Annotated in this window: 23 protein-coding genes; 10 read left to right on the top strand and 13 right to left on the bottom strand. The window is 55.9% G+C overall.

Annotated features, from left to right (window positions below; all coding sequences use genetic code 11):
- Positions 1–32 precede the first annotated feature (32 nt).
- Genes gyrB through dnaA form a run of 4 tightly spaced genes read right to left on the bottom strand, consistent with a single transcriptional unit; the run spans position 33 to position 6,045 of the window.
- Positions 33–2,444, bottom strand: coding sequence for a DNA topoisomerase (ATP-hydrolyzing) subunit B (gene gyrB, locus HB664_RS03425; protein WP_023333933.1), 2,412 nt, complete (start codon positions 2,442–2,444; stop codon positions 33–35).
- Between the two features lie 28 nt (positions 2,445–2,472).
- On the bottom strand, positions 2,473–3,546 hold the full coding sequence (gene recF, locus HB664_RS03420; protein ID WP_023309805.1) for a DNA replication/repair protein RecF: 1,074 nt from the start codon (positions 3,544–3,546) through the stop codon (positions 2,473–2,475).
- A complete protein-coding gene (gene dnaN, locus HB664_RS03415) occupies positions 3,546–4,646 on the bottom strand; it encodes a DNA polymerase III subunit beta (RefSeq protein WP_023309804.1) in 1,101 nt (366 codons plus the stop codon). Before dnaN ends, recF begins: the two co-directional genes overlap by 1 nt.
- Before the next feature lie 4 nt (positions 4,647–4,650).
- A complete protein-coding gene (gene dnaA / locus HB664_RS03410) occupies positions 4,651–6,045 on the bottom strand; it encodes a chromosomal replication initiator protein DnaA (protein ID WP_010426558.1) in 1,395 nt (464 codons plus the stop codon).
- 596 nt (positions 6,046–6,641) lie between these two features.
- Between dnaA and rpmH the strand changes: the two genes are divergently transcribed.
- The 9 genes from rpmH to HB664_RS03365 all read left to right on the top strand — a co-directional run bounded on the left by rpmH (position 6,642) and on the right by HB664_RS03365 (position 14,161).
- On the top strand, positions 6,642–6,782 hold the full coding sequence (gene rpmH, locus HB664_RS03405; RefSeq protein WP_000831330.1) for a 50S ribosomal protein L34: 141 nt from the start codon (positions 6,642–6,644) through the stop codon (positions 6,780–6,782).
- A 16-nt stretch (positions 6,783–6,798) separates the two neighbouring features.
- Complete coding sequence (gene rnpA, locus HB664_RS03400) at positions 6,799–7,158, top strand: ribonuclease P protein component (RefSeq protein ID WP_032640303.1); 360 nt, start codon at positions 6,799–6,801, stop codon at positions 7,156–7,158.
- Positions 7,122–7,379 carry a membrane protein insertion efficiency factor YidD gene (gene yidD, locus HB664_RS03395; protein WP_001307474.1) on the top strand — a complete coding sequence of 86 codons (258 nt, stop codon included), beginning with the start codon at positions 7,122–7,124 and terminating at the stop codon, positions 7,377–7,379. The genes rnpA and yidD overlap by 37 nt, the downstream gene beginning before the upstream one ends.
- A gap of 2 nt (positions 7,380–7,381) precedes the next feature.
- The gene (gene yidC, locus HB664_RS03390) at positions 7,382–9,025 is read left to right on the top strand and encodes a membrane protein insertase YidC (RefSeq protein ID WP_033144356.1); all 1,644 of its coding nucleotides are present in this window, start codon (positions 7,382–7,384) and stop codon (positions 9,023–9,025) included.
- 72 nt (positions 9,026–9,097) lie between these two features.
- Complete coding sequence (gene mnmE / locus HB664_RS03385) at positions 9,098–10,462, top strand: tRNA uridine-5-carboxymethylaminomethyl(34) synthesis GTPase MnmE (RefSeq protein WP_219940357.1); 1,365 nt, start codon at positions 9,098–9,100, stop codon at positions 10,460–10,462.
- Between the two features lie 111 nt (positions 10,463–10,573).
- Positions 10,574–11,749 carry an MFS transporter gene (locus tag HB664_RS03380; RefSeq protein ID WP_219940356.1) on the top strand — a complete coding sequence of 392 codons (1,176 nt, stop codon included), beginning with the start codon at positions 10,574–10,576 and terminating at the stop codon, positions 11,747–11,749.
- Positions 11,718–12,689 (top strand): HTH-type transcriptional regulator YidZ, encoded by a 972-nt coding sequence (gene yidZ / locus HB664_RS03375; RefSeq protein ID WP_217071969.1) that lies wholly within the window; start codon positions 11,718–11,720, stop codon positions 12,687–12,689. Before HB664_RS03380 ends, yidZ begins: the two co-directional genes overlap by 32 nt.
- A gap of 122 nt (positions 12,690–12,811) precedes the next feature.
- On the top strand, positions 12,812–13,558 hold the full coding sequence (locus HB664_RS03370) for a 4'-phosphopantetheinyl transferase superfamily protein (RefSeq protein WP_219940355.1): 747 nt from the start codon (positions 12,812–12,814) through the stop codon (positions 13,556–13,558).
- Between the two features lie 36 nt (positions 13,559–13,594).
- Positions 13,595–14,161 (top strand): NADPH-dependent FMN reductase, encoded by a 567-nt coding sequence (locus tag HB664_RS03365; protein WP_049015527.1) that lies wholly within the window; start codon positions 13,595–13,597, stop codon positions 14,159–14,161.
- Between the two features lie 103 nt (positions 14,162–14,264).
- Here the strand turns inward: HB664_RS03365 and adeP are convergent, their stop codons facing one another.
- Positions 14,265–15,602, bottom strand: coding sequence for an adenine permease AdeP (gene adeP, locus HB664_RS03360; protein WP_147429993.1), 1,338 nt, complete (start codon positions 15,600–15,602; stop codon positions 14,265–14,267).
- 164 nt (positions 15,603–15,766) lie between these two features.
- On the opposite strand from adeP, the gene yieH reads away from it, so the two are divergent.
- Complete coding sequence (gene yieH / locus HB664_RS03355; RefSeq protein ID WP_047059242.1) at positions 15,767–16,432, top strand: 6-phosphogluconate phosphatase; 666 nt, start codon at positions 15,767–15,769, stop codon at positions 16,430–16,432.
- A 93-nt stretch (positions 16,433–16,525) separates the two neighbouring features.
- Here the strand turns inward: yieH and phoU are convergent, their stop codons facing one another.
- The 8 genes from phoU to HB664_RS03315 form a co-directional block, all read right to left on the bottom strand.
- A complete protein-coding gene (gene phoU / locus HB664_RS03350; RefSeq protein WP_008500182.1) occupies positions 16,526–17,251 on the bottom strand; it encodes a phosphate signaling complex protein PhoU in 726 nt (241 codons plus the stop codon).
- 26 nt (positions 17,252–17,277) lie between these two features.
- Positions 17,278–18,051, bottom strand: a complete 774-nt coding sequence (gene pstB / locus HB664_RS03345; RefSeq protein ID WP_010426574.1) for a phosphate ABC transporter ATP-binding protein PstB — start codon at positions 18,049–18,051, stop codon at positions 17,278–17,280.
- 47 nt (positions 18,052–18,098) lie between these two features.
- Positions 18,099–18,989, bottom strand: a complete 891-nt coding sequence (pstA, locus tag HB664_RS03340) for a phosphate ABC transporter permease PstA (protein WP_023309794.1) — start codon at positions 18,987–18,989, stop codon at positions 18,099–18,101.
- The gene (gene pstC, locus HB664_RS03335) at positions 18,989–19,948 is read right to left on the bottom strand and encodes a phosphate ABC transporter permease PstC (RefSeq protein ID WP_023309793.1); all 960 of its coding nucleotides are present in this window, start codon (positions 19,946–19,948) and stop codon (positions 18,989–18,991) included. The genes pstA and pstC overlap by 1 nt, the downstream gene beginning before the upstream one ends.
- Before the next feature lie 128 nt (positions 19,949–20,076).
- Positions 20,077–21,117, bottom strand: coding sequence for a phosphate ABC transporter substrate-binding protein PstS (gene pstS / locus HB664_RS03330; protein WP_008500186.1), 1,041 nt, complete (start codon positions 21,115–21,117; stop codon positions 20,077–20,079).
- 322 nt (positions 21,118–21,439) lie between these two features.
- The gene (gene glmS, locus HB664_RS03325; RefSeq protein WP_023309792.1) at positions 21,440–23,269 is read right to left on the bottom strand and encodes a glutamine--fructose-6-phosphate transaminase (isomerizing); all 1,830 of its coding nucleotides are present in this window, start codon (positions 23,267–23,269) and stop codon (positions 21,440–21,442) included.
- A 363-nt stretch (positions 23,270–23,632) separates the two neighbouring features.
- Positions 23,633–25,003: a bifunctional UDP-N-acetylglucosamine diphosphorylase/glucosamine-1-phosphate N-acetyltransferase GlmU gene (gene glmU, locus HB664_RS03320; RefSeq protein ID WP_219940354.1), complete on the bottom strand. Its 1,371-nt coding sequence runs from the start codon at positions 25,001–25,003 to the stop codon at positions 23,633–23,635.
- A 138-nt stretch (positions 25,004–25,141) separates the two neighbouring features.
- Positions 25,142–25,561 carry a F0F1 ATP synthase subunit epsilon gene (locus HB664_RS03315; RefSeq protein ID WP_006177560.1) on the bottom strand — a complete coding sequence of 140 codons (420 nt, stop codon included), beginning with the start codon at positions 25,559–25,561 and terminating at the stop codon, positions 25,142–25,144.
- Positions 25,562–25,571: the final 10 nt, after the last annotated feature.

Raw genomic sequence — 25,571 nt, 5'->3', positions numbered from 1 at the left:
GCGCGGCCAGTTATCGTGCGGTATAACGACGATTAAATATCGATATTTGCCGCTTTCAGGGCGTTCTCTTCGATGAAGGCACGACGTGGTTCAACCGCATCGCCCATCAGGGTCGTGAACAGCTGGTCCGCGGCAATCGCGTCCTTAACGGTCACGCGCAGCATGCGGCGGCTTTCCGGATCCATGGTGGTTTCCCACAGCTGGTCCGGGTTCATTTCGCCCAGACCTTTATAGCGCTGGATCGCAAGACCACGACGAGACTCTTTCACCAGCCAGTCCAGCGCCTGCTCGAAGCTGGCTACCGGCTGACGACGTTCGCCACGCTCGATGAACGCATCGTCTTCGATCAGGCCGCGCAGCGTCTCGCCGAGCGTGCAGATACGACGGTATTCCGGACCGGTCACAAACTCGTGCTCCAGCGGATAGTCGGTGTCAACGCCGTGGGTACGCACGCGAATAATAGGCTCGAACTGCTTATCGGCGTTCTGCTGGATATCGCATTTCCACATGCTGCCGTGCTGCTCTTTTTCGTTCAGATCGGTCACCAGGGCATTCACCCAGCGGGTCACGGTCTGCTCGTCGCTCAGATCGGCTTCGGTCAGGGTTGGCTGATAAACCAGCTCCTTCAGCAGCGTTTTCGGATAACGGCGTTCCATACGCGTAATCATTTTCTGCGTGGCGTTGAACTCGGAAACCAGACGCTCCAGCGGCTCACCGGCCAGTGCAGGGGCGTGCGAGTTCGCGTGCAGGGTCGCGCCATCAAGGGCGATTGCGATTTGGTACTGATCCATCGCTTCGTCGTCTTTAATGTACTGTTCCTGCTTGCCTTTCTTCACCTTGTACAGCGGTGGCTGTGCAATGTAGACGTGGCCACGCTCAACGATTTCAGGCATCTGACGATAGAAGAAGGTCAACAGCAGCGTACGAATGTGTGAGCCGTCGACGTCCGCATCGGTCATGATGATGATGCTGTGGTAGCGCAGTTTGTCCGGGTTGTACTCATCGCGGCCGATGCCGCAGCCCAGCGCGGTAATGAGCGTCGCCACTTCCTGAGAAGAGAGCATCTTGTCGAAACGGGCTTTCTCAACGTTGAGGATTTTACCCTTCAGCGGCAGGATAGCCTGGTTCTTACGGTTACGGCCCTGCTTCGCAGAACCGCCCGCGGAGTCCCCTTCCACGAGGTACAGTTCGGACAGCGCCGGGTCACGTTCCTGGCAGTCAGCCAGTTTGCCCGGCAGGCCTGCTAAGTCCAGCGCGCCTTTACGACGGGTCATTTCACGGGCCTTACGCGCCGCTTCACGGGCACGCGCCGCATCGATAATTTTACCCACAACGATTTTCGCGTCGGACGGGTTTTCCAGCAGGTATTCGCTCAGCAGTTCGTTCATCTGCTGTTCAACCGCCGATTTCACCTCGGAAGAGACCAGCTTGTCTTTGGTCTGTGAGGAGAACTTCGGATCCGGCACCTTCACGGAGACAACGGCAATCAGGCCTTCACGGGCGTCATCACCGGTGGCGCTGACTTTCGCTTTCTTGCTGTAGCCTTCTTTGTCCATGTAGGCGTTCAGGGTACGGGTCATCGCCGCACGGAAGCCTGCAAGGTGCGTACCGCCGTCACGCTGTGGAATATTATTGGTGAAGCAGTAGATGTTTTCCTGGAAACCGTCGTTCCACTGCAGCGCCACTTCCACACCGATACCGTCTTTTTCGGTGGAGAAGTAGAAGATATTCGGGTGAATAGGCGTTTTGTTCTTGTTCAGATACTCAACGAACGCTTTGATACCACCTTCGTAATGGAAGTGGTCTTCTTTGCCGTCACGCTTGTCGCGCAGGCGAATAGAGACGCCGGAGTTCAGGAACGACAGTTCACGCAGGCGTTTCGCCAGGATGTCGTACTCGAATTCGGTGACGTTGGTGAAGGTTTCATGGCTCGGCCAGAAACGCACCATGGTACCGGTTTTGTCGGTATCGCCGGTAACGGCCAGCGGTGCCTGCGGCACGCCGTGCGTATAGAGCTGACGGTGAATTTTGCCTTCTCGCTGGATAACCAGCTCCAGCTTCTGCGACAGGGCGTTAACCACGGAGACGCCTACGCCGTGCAGGCCGCCGGAAACTTTATAGGAGTTATCGTCAAACTTACCGCCTGCGTGCAGCACGGTCATGATCACTTCCGCGGCAGAGACGCCCTCTTCCGGGTGAATACCGGTTGGGATGCCACGACCATCATCGGTGACGGAGACGGAGTTGTCCGCATGGATGGTGACCACGATGTCTTTACAGTGACCCGCGAGCGCTTCGTCGATAGCGTTATCTACCACCTCGAATACCATGTGGTGCAGACCGGTGCCGTCATCCGTGTCGCCGATATACATACCCGGGCGCTTACGCACCGCATCCAGCCCTTTCAGGACTTTGATACTGGAGGAGTCATAAGAATTCGACATCAACGTTTCTCGCTCATTTCAACTTGGGTTAATCCGTTATTTTACCCTTTTCCACGGTAAACATCTTCGAATTTTCGTCCGACATGTCTATAACGTGTTCAGCGCTAATGGCGCTGACGAAAACCTGCGACTGAGTGGCTTTTAAGCGGCTGGCAAGCAGCCCGCGCCGCGCGTCGTCAAGTTCCGAGGCAAAATCATCTATCAGGTACAGGCAGCGTCTTCCGCTCTCGCGTGTGAGAAACTCTCCCTGTGCCAGGCGCAGCGCACACATCAGGAGCTTGAGCTGCCCGCGCGACAGCGTGTCTTCCACCGGTGCACCGTCGGCACGAATGCGGAAATCCGCCTTGTGCGGGCCGTGCGCGGTATAGGTCAACATGCGGTCGCGCTCGAAGCTTCTCTCTAACACCTCAGCATAATCCGTCTCTTTCTCCCAGCCGCGCTGGAAAGAGAAGGTGAGAGAGAACTCGGGTAAAAACTGTTTGCAGGTGTCGGCCATGTCTTCGGCGATACCTGCGCTGTATTCGGCACGCCAGTTGCTGATTTGTTCCGCGAGAGGGATTAACTCCATGTCCCACGGACGCAGCTGGGCGTAACGGGTAACCTGGCGCAGGGCAGCGTTACGCTGCTTGAGCAGACGCTTCAGGTTGCTCCAGGCGTTAAAGAAACCGGCTTCGTTGTGAAAGCATCCCCAGTCGAGGAATGCTCTTCTGTATTTGGGGCCGCCGTTGAGTAAAGTAAACCCCTCCGGCGTAATCAGCTGCATTGGCATCAGCAGCGCCAGCTCCGCCACTTTATGGCCGTCGGTGCCGTCGATGCGCACCTTGCTGTCGCCCTGCTTGTCTTTGGTCAGGCCGATCGCGGTTTCCCGCTCCGCCCCCTGCAAACGCCCGTGCAGAACAAAGGATTCCTGCTCGTGGCGAATGACGCGACCAATCTGCAAACTGCGAAACGCCCGACCGTGGCCGAGCGTATAGATGGCCTCAAGCACGCTGGTTTTGCCGCTGCCGTTTGCGCCAACCAGGAAGTTAAAGCCAGGGGATAAAGCGAGATCCGCGCTTTCAATATTGCGAAAGTCGCGGATCAACAGACGGGTGAGCGACATTACAGTCTCATTGGCATAACAACATAGGCAGCCGACTGTGATGCGGCATCTTCAATCTGTACGCTTGAAACGGAGTCGGTCAGCAGAATGCGCACGTTTTCGCATTTCAGCGCATTCAGCACATCCAGTACGTAGCTGACGTTAAAGCCGATTTCCATCTCGGTTCCGGCGTAGGTGACGTCCAGAATCTCTTCTGCCTCTTCCTGCTCCGGGTTGTTAGCGGTGATTTTGATCTGGTTTTCACTCACGTACAGGCGCACGCCGCGGAATTTCTCGTTGGAGAGAATGGCCGCACGGGCAAAGGCCTGCTTGAGGCTATCGCAGCCCGCTTCCAGCGTTTTGTCCGGATTCTTCGGCAATACGCGGCGATAATCCGGGAAACGACCGTCAACCAGCTTCGAAGTGAAAACAAAATCGCCCACGTGTGCGCGGATGTTGTTGCTGCCGATCTGCACGCGCAGCGGCGTGTCGCCGCCGTCGAGCATACGCATCAGCTCAATCACCCCTTTACGCGGCACGATCACCGAATGGTTTGGCAGCGCGTCGCCAATCGGCATAGAACAGACCGCCAGACGGTGGCCGTCGGTGGCTACGGTACGCAGCTCTTCACCTTCGGTTTCGAACAGCATGCCGTTTAAGTAGTAACGGACGTCCTGATGCGCCATGGAGAACTGCGTGGCTTCAATCAGACGCTTCATCGTCGCCTGCGGCAGGGTGAATTCAACTTCGCTCTGCCAGTCGTCCAGGTTCGGGAAGTCCGCAGCAGGCAGCGTGGAGAGCGAGAAACGGCTGCGGCCAGAGCGCACCAGCATACGGTCGCCTTCCAGCTGCACGGCGATTTCAGCGCCTTCCGGCAGCCCGCGGCAGATATCAAAGAATTTACGTGCCGGAACCGTGGTCGCGCCCGCGTCGTGCGGCTGCGTCAGCGTAACGCGCGCGATCATTTCCATTTCCAGATCTGTACCGGTCAGCGACAGCGTACCGTCCGCGACCTGAAGCAGCAGGTTTCCGAGAATAGGCAGCGTTGGGCGGCCACCTAATGGGCCACTCACCTGTTGCAGCGGTTTTAATAAATGTTCACGTTCAACGGTAAATTTCATAGCGTCACGATGATAATGTTCTGATTAAATTGGAAAAATCTTCTTTTATGTCGTGGCTTTCTTCGCGTAACTGCTCAATCTTGCGACAAGCGTGCAGCACGGTCGTATGGTCACGGCCACCAAACGCATCCCCGATTTCCGGCAGACTGTGGTTGGTTAACTCCTTTGCCAGCGCCATCGCCATCTGACGCGGACGCGCCACCGAGCGGGAACGACGTTTAGACAGTAAATCTGCCACTTTGATCTTGTAGTACTCAGCCACCGTCTTTTGAATATTGTCGATAGTGACCAGTTTTTCCTGCAATGCCAGCAAATCGCGCAGCGCTTCACGCACAAAATCGATGGTGATCGCACGACCGGTGAAGTTGGCATTGGCGATAACGCGGTTCAGTGCCCCTTCCAGCTCACGCACGTTGGAGCGCAGACGCTTGGCAATGAAGAACGCCACTTCGCCCGGCAGGCGAATGTCGTTTTCATCGGCTTTCTTCATCAGGATCGCGACGCGGGTTTCCAGCTCCGGTGGCTCGATCGCCACGGTCAGGCCCCAGCCGAAGCGGGATTTCAGACGATCTTCAACGCCGTTGATCTCTTTTGGATAACGATCCGAGGTCAAAATGATCTGCTGATTGCCTTCCAGCAGGGCATTGAAGGTGTGGAAAAACTCTTCCTGCGATCGTTCTTTATTCGCAAAGAACTGGATGTCATCGATGAGCAGCGCGTCAACGGAACGATAGTAGCGTTTAAACTCTTCGATCGCATTGTTTTGCAGGGCTTTTACCATGTCCTGAACGAAGCGTTCGGAGTGCATATACACCACTTTGGCATTGGGCTTGCGCGCCATAATGCCGTTACCCACCGCATGCAGCAGGTGCGTTTTACCCAGACCCGTGCCGCCATAAAGGAACAGCGGGTTGTAGGCCCCACCGGGGTTATCAGCAACCTGACGAGCCGCCGCGCGCGCCAGCTGGTTCGACTTACCTTCAACGAAGTTATCGAACGTGTGTTTCACGTTAACGTTAGAGCGGTAGGTTGGCTCAGCCGGTGCGGGGACATTATCCCAGCCCTGACGAGCGGGTGCGACGCGAGGGGCCGGAGCAGGCGCGGCCTGAGCAGGCGCTGCTACGTTCACGGTTTCACGAACGGTTTGGGTGACCGGCTTTGTGCCCACTTCAAAGCGCAGCTGCGGGGCATCTGACCCGCAGAAATCGTTCAGCAGTCCATTGATGTTATTAAGGTACTTATCCCTTACCCAATCGAGCACAAAACGGTTTGGCGCATACAAAGCCAGCGTGTTATCGCTCAGTTCCGCCTGCAACGGGCGGATCCACATACTGAATTCTGTGGCTGGTAACTCATCCTGCAATCGGGCAAGACACTGCTGCCAAAGCGAAAGTGACACGGCGGACTCCACTCGAACAATAAAAGAAAACTATTGAATATTCATGATTGTTGGCGCACATCGACATGACCCAATGAGGGTGATGTGCGAACCGCTATCTGCGGTTATACCCGGCCAGGATCGCTGGATCCCGATCGGGACCGCGGATCATAGCCTAAACTGAGCCAGAGATCTTCTGTTTCTCACAGATTCTTCCTGATTTATCCACAGGAAGATCCGGAACCGGATAAGTGTAAACGATCCTGGCGCCAGTGCCCCACGATTTAGTCCGCATATTGGAAAAATTAATGAGCACAGACAATTTATTGCTTAAATGATCTAACGAAGATCCGGGACGATCCTTGCGCTTTGTTGGCGAGGCCGTATAATCCTCGACCCGGCGCGTGATGCTCATCTTCCTGCGTCGTCCGTTGCTCATTTTCCACGCGAAAACGTGCGGAAATACGCGGGAAATAAGGAAAGAGAATTGACTCCGGAGTGTACAATTATTACAATCCGGCCTCTTTAATCACCCACGCTGAGGCGTTAGTCGTTCGAAACTCGTTCGGGTATACGCAAAAGTCAGTGAATTTATTCAAGTTTAGGTAGAAATCGCCATGAAACGCACTTTTCAACCGTCTGTACTGAAGCGCAACCGTTCTCACGGCTTCCGTGCTCGTATGGCTACTAAAAATGGTCGTCAGGTTCTGGCACGTCGTCGTGCTAAAGGCCGCGCTCGTCTGACCGTTTCCAAGTAATAAAGCTAACCCCTGAGTGGTTAAGCTAGCATTTCCCAGGGAGTTACGTTTGTTAACTCCCGCTCATTTCACTTTCGTCTTCCAGCAGCCACTACGGGCTGGCACGCCGCAAATCACCATCCTCGGCCGCCAAAATTCGCTGGGGCATCCCCGCATCGGTCTCACAGTCGCCAAGAAAAATGTTAAGCGTGCGCATGAACGCAATCGGATTAAACGTCTGACGCGTGAAAGCTTCCGTTTACGTCAGCACGAACTGCCTTCAATGGATTTCGTGGTGGTGGCGAAGAAAGGGGTTGCCGACCTCGATAACCGTGCTCTCTCGGAAGCGTTGGAAAAATTATGGCGCCGCCACTGTCGCCTGGCTCACGGGTCCTGATAGCCCTCATTCGGGTCTATCAACGCCTGATTAGTCCGCTACTCGGGCCGCACTGCCGTTTCACACCAACATGCTCAAGCTACGGAATTGAGGCATTGCGCAGGTTTGGAGTGATAAAAGGCAGTTGGTTGACGGTGAAACGCGTATTAAAATGCCACCCTTTACACCCCGGTGGAGACGACCCCGTCCCCCCAGGACCCTTTGATACCAGAGAACACTAACGATGGATTCGCAACGCAATCTTCTTATCATCGCTTTGTTGTTCGTGTCTTTCATGATCTGGCAGGCATGGGAGCAGGATAAAAATCCTCAACCCCAGCAGCAGACCACGCAGACTACGACCACCGCAGCGGGTAGCGCCGCCGACCAGGGCGTACCGGCCAGTGGCCAGGGGAAACAGATTACGGTTAAGACCGATGTGCTTGAGCTGACAATCAACACCCGTGGTGGTGATGTTGAGCAGGCGCTGCTGTTGACCTACCCGAAAGAGCTGAAGTCTAACGAACCGTTCCAGTTACTGGAAACCACGCCTGAGTTTATCTACCAGGCGCAGAGCGGCCTGACCGGTCGTGATGGCCCGGATAACCCGGCTAACGGTGCGCGTCCACTGTATAACGTCGAGAGCGACACCTTTGTACTGGCTGATGGTCAGAACGAACTCGCGATCCCGATGACGTACACCGACGCCGCAGGCAACACCTTCACTAAAACCTTCACCCTGAAACGCGGTGAATATGCGGTGAACGTGGGCTACAGCGTACAGAACGCCAGTGCGAAGCCGCTGGAACTGTCGACCTTTGGCCAGCTGAAGCAGTCCATCAATCTGCCGTCTCACCGTGACACCGGAAGCAGCAACTTTGCGCTGCATACCTTCCGTGGCGCGGCGTACTCCACGCCAGACGCGAAGTATGAGAAATACAAATTCGACACCATTGCCGATAACGAAAACCTGAACGTTAGTTCCAAAGGCGGTTGGGTTGCGATGCTGCAACAGTATTTCGCAACGGCCTGGATCCCAAACAACGACGGTACGAATAACTTCTATACCGCGAACCTGGGTAACGGTCTTGCAGCCATCGGCTACAAATCTCAGCCGGTTCTGGTTCAGCCGGGTCAAACCGGTAAGATGGCAAGCACCCTGTGGGTCGGCCCGGAAATTCAGGACAAAATGGCCGCTGTTGCGCCGCACCTGGATCTGACCGTTGATTACGGTTGGTTGTGGTTCATCTCTCAGCCGCTGTTTAAGCTGCTGAAGTTCATCCACAGCTTCCTGGGTAACTGGGGCTTCTCCATCATCGTTATTACCTTCATCGTTCGTGGCATCATGTACCCGCTGACTAAAGCGCAGTACACCTCCATGGCGAAGATGCGTATGCTGCAGCCGAAAATTGCGGCGATGCGTGAGCGTCTGGGCGATGACAAACAGCGTCAGAGCCAGGAAATGATGGCCCTGTATAAAGCAGAGAAAGTAAACCCACTGGGTGGTTGCTTCCCGCTGCTGATTCAGATGCCAATCTTCCTTGCGCTGTACTACATGCTGATGGGTTCCGTTGAGCTGCGCCACGCGCCGTTCGCACTGTGGATCCATGACCTGTCCGCACAGGACCCGTACTACATCCTGCCGATCCTGATGGGCGTGACGATGTTCTTCATCCAGAAGATGTCGCCGACCACCGTGACCGACCCGATGCAGCAGAAGATCATGACCTTTATGCCGGTCATCTTCACCGTGTTCTTCCTGTGGTTCCCGTCAGGTCTGGTGCTGTACTATATCGTCAGCAACCTGGTGACCATCATCCAGCAGCAACTGATTTACCGTGGTCTGGAAAAACGTGGCCTGCATAGCCGCGAAAAGAAAAAGTCCTGATTCGGTAAGTTAACGCTAAAATAAGGGCGGTCGATTGACCGCCTTTTTTATTTGTATTGAACGAGACCAACCATGAGCCATAACGACACTATCGTCGCCCAGGCAACCCCACCGGGACGCGGTGGTGTAGGCATTCTGCGTATCTCCGGCCTGAAGGCGCGCGAGGTGGCCGAAGCGGTGCTGGGTAAACTGCCAAAGCCGCGCTACGCTGATTACCTGCCGTTCAAAGATACCGACGGCACGCCGCTGGACCAGGGCATTGCGCTGTGGTTCCCCGGCCCGAACTCCTTCACCGGCGAAGACGTGCTGGAGCTGCAGGGCCACGGCGGCCCGGTTATCCTCGACCTGCTGTTAAAACGTATCCTGACCCTGCCGGGCCTGCGCATTGCGAAGCCGGGCGAGTTCTCCGAGCGTGCCTTCCTCAACGACAAGCTCGACCTGGCGCAGGCAGAAGCGATTGCAGACCTGATCGACGCCAGTTCTGAACAGGCGGCCCGCTCCGCCCTGAACTCGCTGCAGGGGGCATTCTCCGCCCGCGTAAATCAACTTGTGGAAGCACTTACTCACCTGCGGATCTACGTGGAAGCGGCTATCGACTTCCCGGACGAGGAGATCGACTTCCTCTCTGACGGCAAAATCGAAGCGCAGCTCAACCAGGTGATGGCCGATCTCGACGCCGTTCGTGCCGAAGCGCGCCAGGGCAGCCTGCTGCGTGAAGGGATGAAGGTCGTTATCGCCGGACGTCCTAACGCCGGGAAATCGAGCCTGCTGAACGCCCTGGCGGGCCGTGAAGCGGCGATCGTCACCGACATTGCCGGCACCACCCGCGACGTGCTCCGCGAGCATATCCACATCGACGGGATGCCGCTGCACATTATTGATACCGCCGGCCTGCGCGATGCCAGCGACGAGGTTGAACGCATCGGTATCGAACGTGCCTGGCAGGAGATCGAGCAGGCAGACCGCGTGCTGTTTATGGTGGACGGCACCACGACCGACGCCGTTGACCCGGCAGAAATCTGGCCAGACTTTATCGCCCGTCTGCCGGCGAAACTGCCCATCACCGTGGTACGCAACAAAGCGGACGTCACCGGCGAAACGCTGGGCATCAGCGATGTGAATGGTCACTCACTGATTCGCCTGTCGGCGCGTACCGGTGAAGGCGTTGACGACCTGCGCAACCATCTCAAGCAGAGCATGGGCTTTGATACCAGCATGGAAGGCGGCTTCCTCGCGCGTCGTCGTCACCTGCAGGCGCTGGAAGAGGCGGCAAACCACCTTGTTCAGGGTAAAGCGCAGCTGATCGGCGCGTGGGCGGGCGAACTGCTGGCGGAAGAGCTGCGTCTGGCGCAGCAGAATCTGAGTGAGATCACCGGGGAGTTTACGTCGGACGATCTGCTGGGACGAATTTTCTCGAGCTTCTGTATCGGTAAGTAAGGCCCGATCACTGATGGTGATTTCCTCCCGGGAAATCACCATTGTCCAAATGGCAACTCGCCTAATCCCTTTTCACCCCCTATCCTGCATGCCTGCATCTATGGGGGGTTTATGGCGCGTTTTCTGTTTTGTAGTTTCGCATTAGTTCTGCTTTATCCGTCCGGCATTGATATGTATCTGGTGGGATTGCCACACATCGCCCGCGATCTGGGCGCCAGCGAAGCGCAGCTGCACATCGCGTTTTCGGCCTACCTCGCGGGGATGGCGTCGTCGATGGTCTTTGCCGGGAAGATCGCGGATAAGGCAGGCCGTCAGCCCGTCGCGATAACCGGCGCCATCATTTTTGCCCTGGCCTCTCTTCTCTGCTCACAGGCGCAAAACAGCACCTTGTTCCTGGCCGGACGGTTTATTCAGGGCATTGGAGCCGGTGGCTGCTACGTCGTCGCGTTTGCCATTTTGCGCGACACCTTAAGCGCCCAGCGTCGCGCCAAAGTGCTTTCGATGCTGAACGGTATTACCTGCATCATCCCGGTGCTGGCCCCGGTCGTGGGATATCTGATCATGCTGAAATTCCCGTGGCAGAGCCTGTTCTGGACCATGGCGGCGATGGGCGCGCTGGTGTTTGTCCTGTCCATCGCCGTGCTGAAAGAGACCCACCCGGGCTCGCAGAATACCAGTCATACCGCAGCCATTCACCCAGCCGAGAAGCTGCTTAACCGATTTTTTCTCAGTCGTCTGGCCGTGACCACGTTAAGCGTGGCGGTGATCCTGACCTATGTAAACGTTTCCCCGGTTTTACTGATGGAAACCATGGGCTTCGATCGGGGTGAGTATTCAACGGTGATGGCATTAACCGCCATGGTCAGTATGGCAGTGTCGTTTTCTACCCCGTTTGCGCTAAATGTTTTTAGCCAGCGTACGTTGATGCTGACCTCACAGGTTTTATTCCTCACGGCAGGCGCGATCCTGGCAACCGCCAGCTCGCATGCGGTAATGCTGGCCGGCATTACCCTCATTTGCGCCGGGTTCTCGGTTGGCTTTGGCGTGGCGATGAGTCAGGCGCTTGGTCCCTTCTCGCTGCGGGCAGGCGTAGCAAGCTCGGTGCTGGGAATTGCGCAGGTCTGCGGCTCGTCGCTGTGGATTTGGCTGGCGTCGGTCATCGGGCTTAACGCGCTGAATATGCTGATCGGGGTTCTGATTGGCTGTAGCATACTGTGCATCACCTTACTTATGGTCATCCAGCCCGCGGCGCATTATGAAGAAGCCCATCAGCAGTCTCGATCTTAACCTGTTGCTGTGCCTGCAGCTTTTGCTGCAGGAGCGCAGCGTCACCAAAGCGGCGAAACGGATGAACGTGACGCCGTCTGCGGTGAGTAAATCGCTGGCCAAGCTGCGTGACTGGTTTGACGACCCGCTGTTTGTCAAAACGCCGTTGGGGCTGCTGCCGACCCCGCTGACGGTAAGCCTGGAGCAGGATCTGGCTGACTGGATGCAAATCGGCAACCAGATCCTCGATAAATTCCACCATGATTCCCCGGGCGGGCTAACGTTCGTGCTGGCCGCCGAAACGCCGTTGATGCTGATCCGCTTTAACGCCCTGCTGGAGCAGGTGAACCAGCGCTATCCGCAGGCTACGGTGAAGATGCGTCACTGGGATTACGACTCGCTGGACGCCATTACGCGTGGAGAGGTGGATCTGGGATTCACCGGACGCGAAACGCACCCGCGCTCGCGTGAATTGCTGAAGCTAATGCCGTGGTTCATCGACTATGAGATCCTGTTCAGCGACCGTCCGTGCGTGTATCTGCGTGAGGATCACCCCGCGCTACAGGACGAATGGAACCTAGAGACCTTCCTGCGCTACCCGCACATCAGCATCTTCTGGGAACGCAGCGACACCTGGGCACTGGACGAAGTGCTAAAGGAGATGGGTCGGGAGAGAAACATTGCCATGAGCGTGCCGGGCTTTGAGCAGTCGATGTTTATGGCGGCCCAGCCCGGCCATAACTATATCGCCACCGCTCCGCACTACTGCCATCACTACAATCAACTCCACCAGCGGAAGCTGATCGCGCTGCCCATTCCCATTGACGAAGCACACGCTGAAAAGCTTACCGTTCCCTTCACGCTGATCTGGCATAAACGAAACAGCCATAATCCGAAAATCCTCTGGCTGCGGGAGACCATCAAGGCGCTGTACGGTGCCAGCGATCCAATTTTTGCCTAAGAAAATGTAAAGTTCGGTCCTGAGGCTTCTCTTACTCCCATTTACTGATTAAAACAGGAGTCAAGTTAAGCGATAATCATGTAACCGTTTAACCGATTACGACCATTATCAAGGAGCGAAAAATGGCTACGCACTTTGCAAGAGGGATACTTACGGAAGGACGTCTCGTATCGGCAAGAATTTCTTCAGCCTGTCACAGTGAAGCACTCACTCTCCCGGAACACCGCAGAACGCGGTTTTTAGCTTCCCGGGCGCTTCTCGCAGAACTGCTGTTTATGCTGTACGGCACCAGCGAGCTGCCGGACATCATTACCCAACCCGAAGGTCGCCCGGTCTTTGCCGACCCGGATCTCCCTCGTTTTTCGATTGCCTACGCGGGCAATATCATTGGCGTCGCGCTGGCCACCGAAGGGGATTGTGGGCTGGATATGGAACTTCAGCGCGCGACACGTAGCTTCCATGGCGGTAATGCGCATGAAGACTATCCGCTCTCCAGCAATGAGAAGCTGTGGGTACGCAACCAGAACGATCCTGTCGAAGCCCGAGCCCAGCTCATTACCCTGCGCCAGAGCATCCGAAAGCTCTGTGGATGCGCCTCAGACGACGCCAGCCTGCTGCAGCTGCTGCCAGGCTCCGGACGTCTGCGTGCCGCCCAGGCCACGCTGGTAGAGGCGCTCAGTGACGCAGAGGATGTGCTCATTTGGTCCATTGCGGTTACCCCCGCCATCGAACGCATGAAAATCTGGGAATTTGACAGCCAACAGGGATGGCGTAGCCTTCCTGATGTGCCCGAGCGTGCCAACGAGCCCGCCGCACGCCTGATGCGTTTAACCAGTTTACCGGCAGAAAAAGCATTCACCCTTAGCTGATCCAATCAGGGTCATCATGATGAAACAGGAGTAATCATGTCTGATACGTTGAAAGTAGTTACGTTACTGGGAAGCCTGCGCAAAGGTTCATTTAACGGGATGGTTGCCCGCACGCTGCCACAGCTGGCACCGGCAGGAATGGACATTAGCGCCCTGCCGTCTATTGGCGATATTCCGCTCTATGACGCTGACGTACAGCAGGAAGAGGGTTTCCCGCAAAGCGTTGAGGCGCTGGCAGAGCAGATCCGCCAGGCCGACGGCGTGGTCATCGTGACGCCAGAGTACAACTATTCGGTTCCGGGTGGTCTGAAGAATGCCATCGACTGGCTGTCCCGCTTACCTGAGCAGCCGCTGGCAGGCAAGCCGGTGCTGATCCAGACCAGCTCAATGGGCGCGATTGGCGGCGCGCGCTGCCAGTATCATCTGCGCCAGATCCTGGTGTTCCTGGATGCGATGGTCATGAACAAGCCGGAATTTATGGGTGGTGTGATTCAGAACAAGGTCGACCCACAAACGGGTGAAGTGGTGGATCAGAGCACGCGCGATCATCTGTCTGGCCAGCTGACGGCGTTTGGGGATTATATTAAGCGGGTGAAGGCGTAAGCTTATTGCAGCCTGATGCCCTCACCCTGGCCCTCTCCCACGGGGAGAGGGAACTTTGCCCGTAGGTCAGGTAAGCGAAGCGCCACCTGACACCACCAGCATCTTAGTGTGCATCAATAAACACAATCTTCAGCACAAACAGCAGCGCCACAACGATGACGCACGGGCTGAGGTCGCGGAAGCGGCCGGTACCGATCTTCATTACGCAGTAAGAGATAAAGCCCAGCGCGATACCTTCGGTAATCGAGAAGCTGAACGGCATCATCACGGCGGTAATAAACGCCGGCACCGCTTCGGTTAAATCATCCCACTTCACGCGTGACAGGCTGGAGGTCATCAGCACCCCCACATAGATCAGCGCGCCGGCTGCCGCATACGGTGGAACCATACCCGCCAGCGGAGAGAGGAAGATTACCAGCAGGAACAGAATACCCACAACCACCGCCGTCAGGCCGGTACGGCCGCCCACGGACACGCCGGAAGACGATTCAATGTACGCGGTAACGGACGAGGTTCCGATAAAAGCACCGGTCACAGAGGAGACGCTGTCCACAAACAGCGCCTGCTTCATGCGCGGGAATTTCCCTTTCTCATCCGCCAGGCCCGCTTTGTCGGTCACGCCAATCAGCGTGCCGGAGGAGTCAAACAGGTTGACCAGCATGAAGGAGAAAATCACGCCCGCCAGGCCCAGGTTCAGGGAACCCGCCAGATCGACGTGACCAATCACGGTAGAAACGCTCGGTGGCGCGGAGACGATACCGTTATAGTGAACGTCGCCCAGCATCCAGCCCAGCAGGGTGGTGACAACGATGGACACCAGCACCGCCGCGTGAATATTACGGGAAGCCAGGATCGCGATGATAAAGAAGCCCAGCACGCCCAGCAGCACGTTATGAGAGGTCAGGTGACCGATGCTCACCAGCGTATCCGGGTTAGCCACGATAACGCCGGCGTTTTTCAGCCCCATCATACCGATGAACAGACCGATACCGCTGGTGATGCCCACGCGCAGGCTCACGGGAATGTTTGCAATCATCCAGTAACGCACGCGGAAAATGGTCAGCAGCAGCAGGCCAACCGCGCCCCAGAAGATGGCGCCCATGCCAACCTGCCACGGCAGCCCCATAGCCTGAACGACCACGAACGCGAAGAACGCATTCAGGCCCATCGCCGGTGCCAGCGCAACCGGCAGGTTAGCGAACACACCCATCAGAATGCTGCCAAGGGCCGCGATCAGACAGGTTGTAACGAAGACGGCGCTGGTATCCATGCCAGCAACGCCCAGAATTTGAGGGTTCACAAAAACGATATAGACCATCGTCAGGAAGGTGGTGAAACCAGCGATCACTTCGGTGCGTGCCGTTGTGCCGTGCTCGCGCAGTTTAAAAACGCGCTCAAGCAGACCCTGACCAGATGTCTGGGTAGTGTGTTGTTGACTCATCATCAATTCCGAACAAGGAGGGAAAATTCGTCGCTATCCTATACCAAAATGCGACAATAGTGGCGGTTACGTGATACTTTTTTCATTGATTTTGCTTATACGGCAACGATTGCGTGCCGGCGAACTGCCGTACGTAAACGTTAAACTTGTTAAAAGGGAAAGGCATGTCCGGAATTGAAGCGGTATTTTTCGACTGCGACGGTACGCTGGTCGACAGTGAGGTCATTTGTTCCCGCGCGTATGTCACCATGTTCCAGGAATTTGGCATTACGCTGGAACTCGAAGAGGTGTTTAAACGCTTTAAGGGCGTAAAGCTCTACGAGATCATCGACATCATTAACGAAGAACACGGTGTGGATCTGGCGAAAGCCGATCTGGAACCGGTGTACCGCGCCGAGGTCGCACGCCTGTTCGACTCCGAGCTGGAGGTTATCTCCGGGGCTAACGCGTTGCTGGATGCGATGACGGTGCCAGTCTGCGTCGTTTCTAATGGCCCGGTCAGCAAAATGCAGCACTCGCTGGGCAAGCTTGATATGTTGCACCATTTCCCGGAAAAACTGTTCAGCGGCTACGATATCCAGCGCTGGAAGCCAGACCCGGCGCTGATGTTCCATGCGGCAAAAGCGATGAACGTCAACGTAGAGAACTGTATTCTGGTGGATGACTCGTCTGCGGGCGCGCAGTCGGGGATTGATGCGGGGATGGAGGTGTTTTACTTCTGCGCCGACCCGCACAACAAGCCGATCGATCATCCCAACGTGACGACCTTTACCGATCTGGCGCAGCTGCCAGCGCTGTGGAAGGCGCGCGGGTGGGATATTACTCGCTGAGTTTTCCCCTCACCCCGACCCTCTCCCCTGGGGAGAGGGAGAAAACCGAATTGTCCCCTCTCCCTGTGGGAGAGGGTTAGGGTGAGGGTAAAATCACTCTTTCGGATCTTTACCCGCCAGCAGCTTGTCCAGCTCGTCGCCGCCCACGTGACGGAAGTCCTGACCTTTCACGAAGTAGAAGATGTATTCGCAAATGTTCTGGCAGCGGTCGCCGATACGCTCAATAGAGCGCGCGCAGAACAGGGCGGTCAGTACGCTTGGGATCGTACGTGAATCTTCCATCATGTAGGTCATCAGCTGACGCACGATGCCTTCATACTCCTGGTCGACCTTCTTGTCTTCACGGTAGATACGCACCGCTTCGTCCAGGTCCATACGCGCAAAGGCATCCAGCACATCGTGCAGCATCTGCACGGTGTGGCGGCCCAGCGACTCCAGGCTCACCAGCAGCGGCTGGTGCTGTTGAGAGAACTTCTCCAGCGCGGTGCGGCAGATTTTATCCGCAACGTCACCAATACGCTCCAGCTCGGCGATGGTTTTGATGATCGCCATTACCAGACGCAGATCGCTCGCCGTCGGCTGGCGTTTCGCGATAATGCGCACGCAGGCCTCGTCGATAGCGACTTCCATCATGTTGACGTTTTTGTCGCCTTCAATAACGCGCTTCGCCAGCTCGCTGTCCTGGTTGTGCATTGCCGTAATCGCATCAGAAAGCTGCTGCTCGACCATGCCGCCCATGGTCATTACCTGGGTGCGAATGCTTTCCAGCTCTGCGTTGAACTGGCCGGAAATGTGTTTATTAAGATTGAGGTTGTCCATGGTTTCTCCACATGCACTAAGGCAAATCAACCGTAGCGGCCAGTAATATAATCTTCGGTTTGTTTCTTCGCGGGCCTGGTGAACAGCGCGTCCGTATCGCTGAACTCAATCAACTCGCCCAGGTACATAAACGCCGTGTGATCGGAACAACGTGCAGCCTGCTGCATGTTATGGGTCACGATAACCACGGTGTAATCCTGCTTCAGCTCGGTGATCAGCTCTTCAATACGGCCGGTTGAGATCGGGTCCAGCGCTGAACACGGCTCATCCAGCAGCAACACTTCCGGGCGAATAGCAATACCGCGCGCAATGCACAGACGCTGCTGCTGACCACCGGAGAGAGAGTAACCGCTCTGGTGCAACTTATCTTTGGTTTCGTTCCATAATGCGGCCTTGGTCAAAGCCCACTGCACGCGCTCGTCCATATCGGCACGGGAGAGTTTTTCAAACAGACGCACGCCAAACGCGATGTTGTCATAAATCGACATCGGGAAAGGCGTTGGTTTCTGGAACACCATCCCCACTTTGGCGCGCAGCAGGGCGATATCCTGCGCCTGAGTCAGAATGTTTTCACCGTCCAGGATGATTTCACCCTCAGCGCGCTGCTCCGGATAGAGCGAATACATTTTGTTAAAGGTGCGCAGCAGCGTGGATTTCCCACAGCCGGACGGACCGATAAATGCCGTGACCTGGTTCTTCGCGATATCCAGGTTGATGTTCTTCAGGGCATGGAATTTGCCGTAGTAGAAGTTCAAATCACGAACCTGAATCTTACCCGGGGCAGTATCAACCATACTCATTGACTCATTTCCTCATTCGGCGCCGCGAGCTGCCGCGCCGTAAAAAATTAACCGTGTTTCTTCTTCGCGAAAATGACGCGCGCCAGAATGTTCAGCAACAGTACGCAAAGGGTAATGATCAGCACCCCGGCCCAGGCCAGCTGCTGCCATTCCGCGAATGGGCTCATCGCAAATTTAAAGATCGTCACCGGCAGGTTGGCGATCGGCTGCATCATGTCCGTGCTCCAGAACTGATTGGAGAGAGACGTAAACAGCAGCGGCGCCGTTTCACCCGCGATACGCGCAACCGCCAGCAGGATACCGGTCATGATCCCGGAGACGGACGCCTTCAGCGTAATTGCAGAGATCATCTTCCATTTCGGCGTACCCAGCGCATAAGCCGCTTCACGCAGGCTGTCCGGCACCAGTTTCAGCATGTTCTCGGTGGTACGAATAACAATCGGCACCTGTAGCAGCGCCAGGGCAATCACGCCCGCCCAGCCGGAGAAGTGTTCCATCTGCGCCACCACCACGGTGTAAACAAACAGACCCACGACGATAGAAGGTGCAGACAGCAGAATGTCGTTGATGAAGCGAATGACTTCGGCCAGCCAGGATTTACGACCGTATTCAGCCAGGTAGATACCCGCCATGATGCCCAGCGGCGTGCCGAAGACCGTCGCCCAGAGGATCAGCAAGCCGCTGCCCGCCAGGGCATTAGCCAGGCCACCACCCGCCGTGTTCGGCGGTGGCGTCATTTCGGTGAAAAGCGACAGTGACATCCCGTCAATCCCGCGAACGACCGTCGAGAAGAGGATCCAGACCAGCCAGAACAGGCCGAACGCCATTGTCGCCATAGAGAGCGACAGGGCAATACGGTTTTTCATGCGGCGTCTGGCCTGCATTTTGCGGCGGGATTCCGCCAGTTCAGCGGTAGCTTGCATTTCGAGAGTGGCCATTAGCGTGCCCCCTCATTTTTAGCGAGGCGCATAATCATCAGCTTGGAAATCGCCAGAACAATGAAGGTGATAACGAACAGAATCAGACCCAGCTCCATCAGCGCCGCCACGTGCAGCCCGGATTCCGCTTCCGCAAATTCATTCGCCAGCGCCGAGGTAATACTGTTACCCGGCATGTAGAGCGACGCGCTGTCGAGCTGGTAGGTGTTACCGATGATAAAGGTGACCGCCATGGTTTCACCCAGCGCACGACCTAAGCCCAGCATCACGCCCCCGATCACCCCATTTTTGGTGAACGGAAGGACAATGCGCCAGATAACTTCCCAGGTGGTGCAGCCGATGCCGTAGGCCGACTCTTTCATCATCACCGGCGTTTGTTCGAAGACATCGCGCATAACCGCCGCAATGTACGGAATAATCATGATGGCGAGGATCACACCTGCCGCCAGAATGCCGATACCGAAAGCCGGGCCAGAGAACAGGGCACCCACAAACGGAATGGCGGAAAGCACGTTACCGACTGGTTCCTGGAAATACGTGGCGAACAGCGGAGCAAAGATGAACAGGCCCCACATGCCGTAAACGATACTTGGAATGGCCGCCAGCAGTTCGATGGCAATACCCAGCGGGCGTCGCAGCCAGCCCGGCGCCAGCTCCGTCAGGAACAGGGCAATACCAAAGCTCACCGGAACCGCAATCAGCAGGGCGATGAACGAGGTCACCAGCGTGCCGTAAATCGGCACCAGGGCACCGTAGATGTCGTTCGGCGCGTCCCACTCTTTGGTCCACAGGAAGGAAAAACCGAATTTCTGGATGCTCGGCCATGAGGAGAAAATCAGAGACACGATAATGCCGCCCAGCAGCAATAGCACAATCAGCGCAGCCAGTTTCACCAGCGCGCTGAAAATCATGTCACCTTTTTTACCCGGAGGGTTAAATGCAGGCTTGGTTGCAGCCATAAATTACTCTTCTGTTTGAGACGTTTTTACGAATATGCCCGGTGGCGCTGACGCTTACCGGGCCTACAGCTTAAACCGTAGGGCGGGTGAGCGCAGCGCCACCCGCCATCTTCGTTAAATATATCCTGTTAGTACAGCGCTTTACCGCTGCTGTCTTTCACGTTGGTTTTCCATGCAGCGCGAATCTGCTCAACTACGTTGTCCGGCAGGGTAGCGTAATCCAGGGCGTTAGCCTGTTTGCCGCCGTTTTTGTACGCCCAGTCGAAGAACTTCAGCACTTCGGCGCCCTGCTCAGGTTTCTTCTGCTCTTTGTGAACCAGGATGAAGGTGGTAGAGGTGATTGGCCATGCACCTTCGCCTTTCTGGTTAGTCAGATCCTGCGCGAAGGATTTGCTCCAGTCAGCGCCTTTCGCAGCGTTAGCAAAGTTCTCTTCGGTCGGGCTAACCGGTTTGCCGTCGGCTGAAACCAGTTTGGTGTAGGACAGGTTGTTCTGCTTGGCGTACGCATACTCTACGTAACCAATTGAGCCAGGCAGACGCTGTACGAACGCGGCGATACCGTCGTTACCTTTACCGCCCAGACCGGTTGGCCAGTTAACGGTAGAGCCGGAGCCGACTTTAGATTTCCACTCTTCGTTCACTTTTGCCAGGTAGCTGGTGAACACGAAAGAGGTACCGGAACCATCCGCGCGGCGAACCACGGCGATGTTCTGAGAAGGCAGCTTCAGGCCTGGGTTGAGTTTAGCGATCGCTTCGTCATCCCATTTTTTGATTTTGCCCAGGTAGATGTCACCCAGCGTTTTGCCGTCCAGCACCAGCTCACCCGACTTCACGCCCGGCAGGTTGATGGCCAGAACCACACCGCCGATCACGGTAGGGAACTGGAACAGGCCTTCCTGAGCCAGCTTGTCATCAGACAGCGGAGCGTCTGATGCGCCGAAATCAACAGTGTTCGCGGTAATTTGTTTAACGCCACCGGAGGAGCCGATACCCTGATAGTTAACCTTGTTACCGGTTTCTTTCTGGTAGGTATCCGCCCATTTGGCATACACCGGCGCAGGGAAGGTTGCACCAGCGCCAGTCAGGCTTGCTTCTGCAAATACAGAGAACGCGCTCAGAGATAAGGTCGCGGCGACAACAGTTGCGACAGTGGTACGCATAACTTTCATAATGTCTCCTGCAAGATTTTCGTAAATCGTTGTTTAGTGGCTACGATGAGCAAAATAGGACAAACAGGTGACAGATAAATGTACGAATTATGACAGTTTTATGACAGCGTAAATTTCACTTAAAAATCAGCAAAAGAAAGCATATTTTTCATCGCGTTAGCCGCTTTTATGACAAGACGTTTTCTGAAATATTTTCTTTATGTGACACTGAAAAAAGTAGCTGAAGATGACAAATTGTCATTATTAAAAACGAGAAAGGATTGATTAAAAACAAGCCGGGCAGGATAAAAAAAGCTCCACCCGAAGGTGGAGCCTGAAGGGATTATTCTACGGTAACCGATTTCGCCAGGTTACGCGGCTGGTCAACGTCGGTGCCTTTGATCAGCGCAACGTGATAGGCCAGAAGCTGCAGCGGAACGGTGTAGAAGATTGGTGCAATCACCTCTTCCACATGCGGCATCTCGATGATATGCATGTTGTCGTTGCTGACAAAACCGGCATCTTTGTCGGCGAAGACGTACAGAACACCGCCGCGGGCGCGCACTTCTTCGATATTAGACTTCAGTTTTTCCAGCAGTTCGTTGTTTGGTGCCACAACGATGACCGGCATATCCGCGTCAATCAGCGCCAGCGGGCCGTGCTTCAGCTCGCCAGCCGCATAGGCTTCAGCGTGAATGTAGGAGATCTCTTTCAGCTTCAGCGCGCCTTCCAGCGCAATCGGATACTGATCGCCACGACCCAGGAACAGGGCGTGATGTTTGTCAGAGAAATCTTCCGCCAGCGCTTCAATGCGTTTGTCCTGAGACAGCATCTGCTCAATACGGCTCGGCAGCGCCTGCAGGCCGTGAACGATGTCGTGCTCAACGGACGCATCTTCACCTTTCAGACGCGCAAGCTTCGCCACCAGCATCAGCAGAACGGTCAGCTGAGTGGTAAACGCTTTGGTGGAGGCCACACCGATTTCTGTGCCCGCTTTGGTCATCAGCGCCAGATCGGACTCACGCACCAGCGATGAGCCAGGGACGTTACAGATAGCCAGCGAGCCCAGGTAACCCAGCTCTTTAGACAGACGCAGCGCTGCCAGCGTATCCGCCGTTTCGCCGGACTGGGAAAGGGTGATCATCAGGCTGTTGCGACGCACCGCGGATTTGCGATAGCGGAATTCAGACGCGATTTCCACATCGCACGGCACGCCCGCCAGGGATTCAAACCAGTAGCGAGAAACCATACCGGAGTTGTAGGAGGTGCCGCAGGCCACGATCTGAATATGCTCGACCTTGCCGAGCAGTTCGTTCGCGTTTGCGCCCAGCTCGCTCAGATCCACTTCACCGTGGCTGATACGCCCGGTCAGCGTGTTTTTGATGGCGTTTGGCTGCTCGTAAATCTCTTTCTGCATGTAGTGACGGTAAGCGCCTTTGTCGCCCGCGTCGTACTGCAGATTCGATTCAATCTCCTGACGTTTCACCTGCTCGCCTTTGGTATCAAAGACGGTCACGCTGCGACGGGTCACTTCCGCGATATCACCCTCTTCGAGGAAGATAAAGCGACGGGTAACCGGCAGGAGCGCCAGCTGGTCAGAAGCGATGAAGTTTTCTCCCATGCCCAGACCGATAACCATCGGGCTACCGGAACGCGCGGCCAGCAATGTGGACGGATCGCGGGAATCCATGATCACCGTACCGTACGCACCGCGCAGCTGAGGGATAGCACGCAGCACCGCATCACGCAGCGTGCCGCCCTGCTCCAGCTCCCAGTGCACCAGGTGAGCAATCACTTCGGTGTCAGTTTCAGAGACGAAGGTGTAGCCGCGCGCTTTCAGTTCTTCGCGCAGCGGTTCGTGGTTTTCGATAATGCCGTTGTGCACGACCACGATGTGTTCAGACACATGCGGGTGCGCGTTACCTTCAGACGGTTCGCCGTGCGTCGCCCAGCGGGTGTGCGCAATACCGGTACCACCGTGCAGCGGATGTTCTTCCGCGGCCTGGGCCAGCATCTGCACTTTACCGAGACGACGCAGACGGGTCATATGACCTTCTGCATCGACGACAGCCAGACCGGCAGAGTCGTAACCACGGTATTCCAGACGACGTAAACCTTCGAGAAGGATTTCAGCAATATCACGCTGCGCAACTGCGCCAACAATTCCACACATAATTTTAGATTCCGAATTTAGGCATTATGCCTGCGTTGTCGCTGACCTGTATTTTCCCTGCGTCTTTCACGCTGCGGCTGCGTTGGCTTCTCGTACTCGCCACGGTCACTTACTTAAGTAAGCTCCCATGGACTCATACGCTTGCCGCCTTGCCACAACGCGAAATCCTTTGGGTAACGCCCTTTCCGGGCACCCCGAGCCTTGTAGAGAGTGGGGTTATTTTTATGGGTACTGCTTGTGGGGGGGAGGATTATATTATCCCCTCACCCCGGCCCTCTCCCCAAAGGGGCGAGGGAGAAAAACACCGCACCGAACGATCCCCTCTCCCCTATGGGGAGAGGGTTAGGGTGAGGGGTAAATCCGTTACTTTTTCTTAACCGGGCGTTTCCAGCCCTGCTTGCTGACCTGCGGCACGCGGCTTAACACCAGCTCGTTCTCGGCCACATCGCGCGTAACGGTTGTTCCGGCGGCGATAGTCACCCCGTTACCCACGGTAACAGGCGCCACCAGCTGCGTATCGGAGCCAACGAACACGTCGTCACCGATGATGGTTTTATACTTATTCGCGCCGTCATAGTTACAGGTAATAGTCCCTGCACCAATATTCACGTTATTGCCAATTTCCGCATCGCCCAGATAGGTCAGATGACCGGCTTTCGAGCCTTTACCCAGACGCGCTTTTTTCATTTCCACGAAGTTACCCACGTGAGCGCCTTCCAGCAGCTCAGCGCCCGGGCGCAGACGCGCAAACGGGCCGATGGTACAGGCCGCATCCAGACGAGCATCTTCTACCACGCTGTACGGGCTGATTTCGCAGTCGTCGCCGATGACGCTGTTTTTAATCACGCAGCCGGCGCCAATTTTGACGCGATTGCCCAGCGTGACGTGACCTTCGAGGATAACGTTCGTATCAATTTCAACGTCACGACCGTGAGATAACGAACCACGCAGATCGAAACGCGCCGGATCGCGCAGCATCACGCCCGCCAGCAGCAGTTTTTCGGCCTGCTCGGACTGATAAACGCGCTCCAGGCGGGAAAGCTGAAGACGGTTATTCACCCCTTCGGTTTCACTGATGCGCGCCGGATGAACCGCCGCAATCTCACGTCCTTCCTGGTACGCCATCGCAATGATGTCGGTGATGTAGAATTCACCCTGTGCGTTGTTGTTGTTGAGCTGAGACAGCCAGCGCTTCATGTCCGCGCCACTGGCAATCAGAATACCGGTGTTGATCTCCTGAATCTGGCGCTGTTCGTCGCTGGCATCTTTATGCTCAACAATACCCGTGACGTTGCCGTTTTCACGGGTGATGCGGCCATAACCGCTTGGATCGTCCAGCACGACGGTCAACAAACCGATACCGCCCTGCGGTTTGGCTTCACGCAGGCGAGTCAGGGTTTCAACGGAGATCAGCGGGACATCGCCGTAGAGCATCAAAATGTCTTCGTCATCCGCAAAGAAAGGCGCAGCCTGCTGCATCGCATGGCCTGTGCCCAGCTGTTCGGCCTGAAGCACCCAGTTGAGCTTGTCATCGCTCAGCGTCTTTTTAAGCAGATCGCCGCCGTGGCCGTAGACCAGGTGGACCTGACCGGCACCCAGTTCGTTCGCTGCATCAATGACATGCTGCACCATTGGCTTTCCTGCAAGCGTGTGGAGCACCTTAGGCAGATCGGAATACATGCGGGTCCCTTTGCCAGCGGCAAGGATCACCACGCTCATCGCACTGTTTGACATACGCATCCTGACGGTAGTTTGAGTGTGAAGTAAAAACGTTTGATGCTTAAAATTCTACATCTTTTTCATCATGAATTAAGGCCGAAAAAAAAAGCCAGCCTGGTATCCAGACTGGCTTTTGTGCTTTTCAAGCCGGTGTTACATCGCTTTTTTGGTCAACTCGATAACGCGCAGTTTCGCGATCGCTTTGGCCAGCTCCGCAGACGCCTGAGCGTAATCCACGTCACCATGAGAGCTGCTAATGTGCTCTTCAGCCTTACGCTTCGATTCCAGGGCTCGCGCTTCGTCGAGATCCTGTCCACGGATAGCGGTATCGGCCAGAACGGTCACACTGCCAGGCTGCACTTCAAGAATGCCGCCGGAGAGATAGATAAACTCTTCGTGACCGAACTGTTTAACGATGCGGATCATACCAGGCTTAATGGCGGTGAGCAGCGGTGCGTGACCCGGGAAAATACCCAGTTCACCTTCACTACCCGTTACCTGGATTTTCTCGACCAGACCAGAGAACATTTGTTGCTCTGCGCTGACGACGTCCAGGTGGTAAGTCATTGCCATATCACCCTCC

It is taken from the genome of Enterobacter sp. DNB-S2, from assembly GCF_019443845.1.
GTDB classification, from domain to species: Bacteria; Pseudomonadota; Gammaproteobacteria; order Enterobacterales; family Enterobacteriaceae; genus Enterobacter; species Enterobacter asburiae_B.
This window is presented reverse-complemented; position numbering and strand designations above follow the sequence as displayed.

Bases quoted from the DNA above. Each gene is read 5' to 3' on its own strand.
- pstA (WP_023309794.1), bottom strand. From the start codon at position 18,989: ATGGCCACTCTCGAAATGCAAGCTACCGCTGAACTGGCGGAATCCCGC.
- yidD (WP_001307474.1), top strand. From the start codon at position 7,122: ATGGCGCCGCCACTGTCGCCTGGCTCACGGGTCCTGATAGCCCTCATT.
- pstS (WP_008500186.1), bottom strand. From the start codon at position 21,117: ATGAAAGTTATGCGTACCACTGTCGCAACTGTTGTCGCCGCGACCTTA.
- pstB (WP_010426574.1), bottom strand. From the start codon at position 18,051: ATGAGTATGGTTGATACTGCCCCGGGTAAGATTCAGGTTCGTGATTTG.
- gyrB (WP_023333933.1), bottom strand. From the start codon at position 2,444: ATGTCGAATTCTTATGACTCCTCCAGTATCAAAGTCCTGAAAGGGCTG.
- yidC (WP_033144356.1), top strand. From the start codon at position 7,382: ATGGATTCGCAACGCAATCTTCTTATCATCGCTTTGTTGTTCGTGTCT.
- HB664_RS03365 (WP_049015527.1), top strand. From the start codon at position 13,595: ATGTCTGATACGTTGAAAGTAGTTACGTTACTGGGAAGCCTGCGCAAA.
- glmU (WP_219940354.1), bottom strand. From the start codon at position 25,003: ATGTCAAACAGTGCGATGAGCGTGGTGATCCTTGCCGCTGGCAAAGGG.
- yieH (WP_047059242.1), top strand. From the start codon at position 15,767: ATGTCCGGAATTGAAGCGGTATTTTTCGACTGCGACGGTACGCTGGTC.
- adeP (WP_147429993.1), bottom strand. From the start codon at position 15,602: ATGAGTCAACAACACACTACCCAGACATCTGGTCAGGGTCTGCTTGAG.
- HB664_RS03380 (WP_219940356.1), top strand. From the start codon at position 10,574: ATGGCGCGTTTTCTGTTTTGTAGTTTCGCATTAGTTCTGCTTTATCCG.
- recF (WP_023309805.1), bottom strand. From the start codon at position 3,546: ATGTCGCTCACCCGTCTGTTGATCCGCGACTTTCGCAATATTGAAAGC.
- mnmE (WP_219940357.1), top strand. From the start codon at position 9,098: ATGAGCCATAACGACACTATCGTCGCCCAGGCAACCCCACCGGGACGC.
- rpmH (WP_000831330.1), top strand. From the start codon at position 6,642: ATGAAACGCACTTTTCAACCGTCTGTACTGAAGCGCAACCGTTCTCAC.
- phoU (WP_008500182.1), bottom strand. From the start codon at position 17,251: ATGGACAACCTCAATCTTAATAAACACATTTCCGGCCAGTTCAACGCA.
- HB664_RS03315 (WP_006177560.1), bottom strand. From the start codon at position 25,561: ATGGCAATGACTTACCACCTGGACGTCGTCAGCGCAGAGCAACAAATG.
- pstC (WP_023309793.1), bottom strand. From the start codon at position 19,948: ATGGCTGCAACCAAGCCTGCATTTAACCCTCCGGGTAAAAAAGGTGAC.
- yidZ (WP_217071969.1), top strand. From the start codon at position 11,718: ATGAAGAAGCCCATCAGCAGTCTCGATCTTAACCTGTTGCTGTGCCTG.
- dnaN (WP_023309804.1), bottom strand. From the start codon at position 4,646: ATGAAATTTACCGTTGAACGTGAACATTTATTAAAACCGCTGCAACAG.
- glmS (WP_023309792.1), bottom strand. From the start codon at position 23,269: ATGTGTGGAATTGTTGGCGCAGTTGCGCAGCGTGATATTGCTGAAATC.
- HB664_RS03370 (WP_219940355.1), top strand. From the start codon at position 12,812: ATGGCTACGCACTTTGCAAGAGGGATACTTACGGAAGGACGTCTCGTA.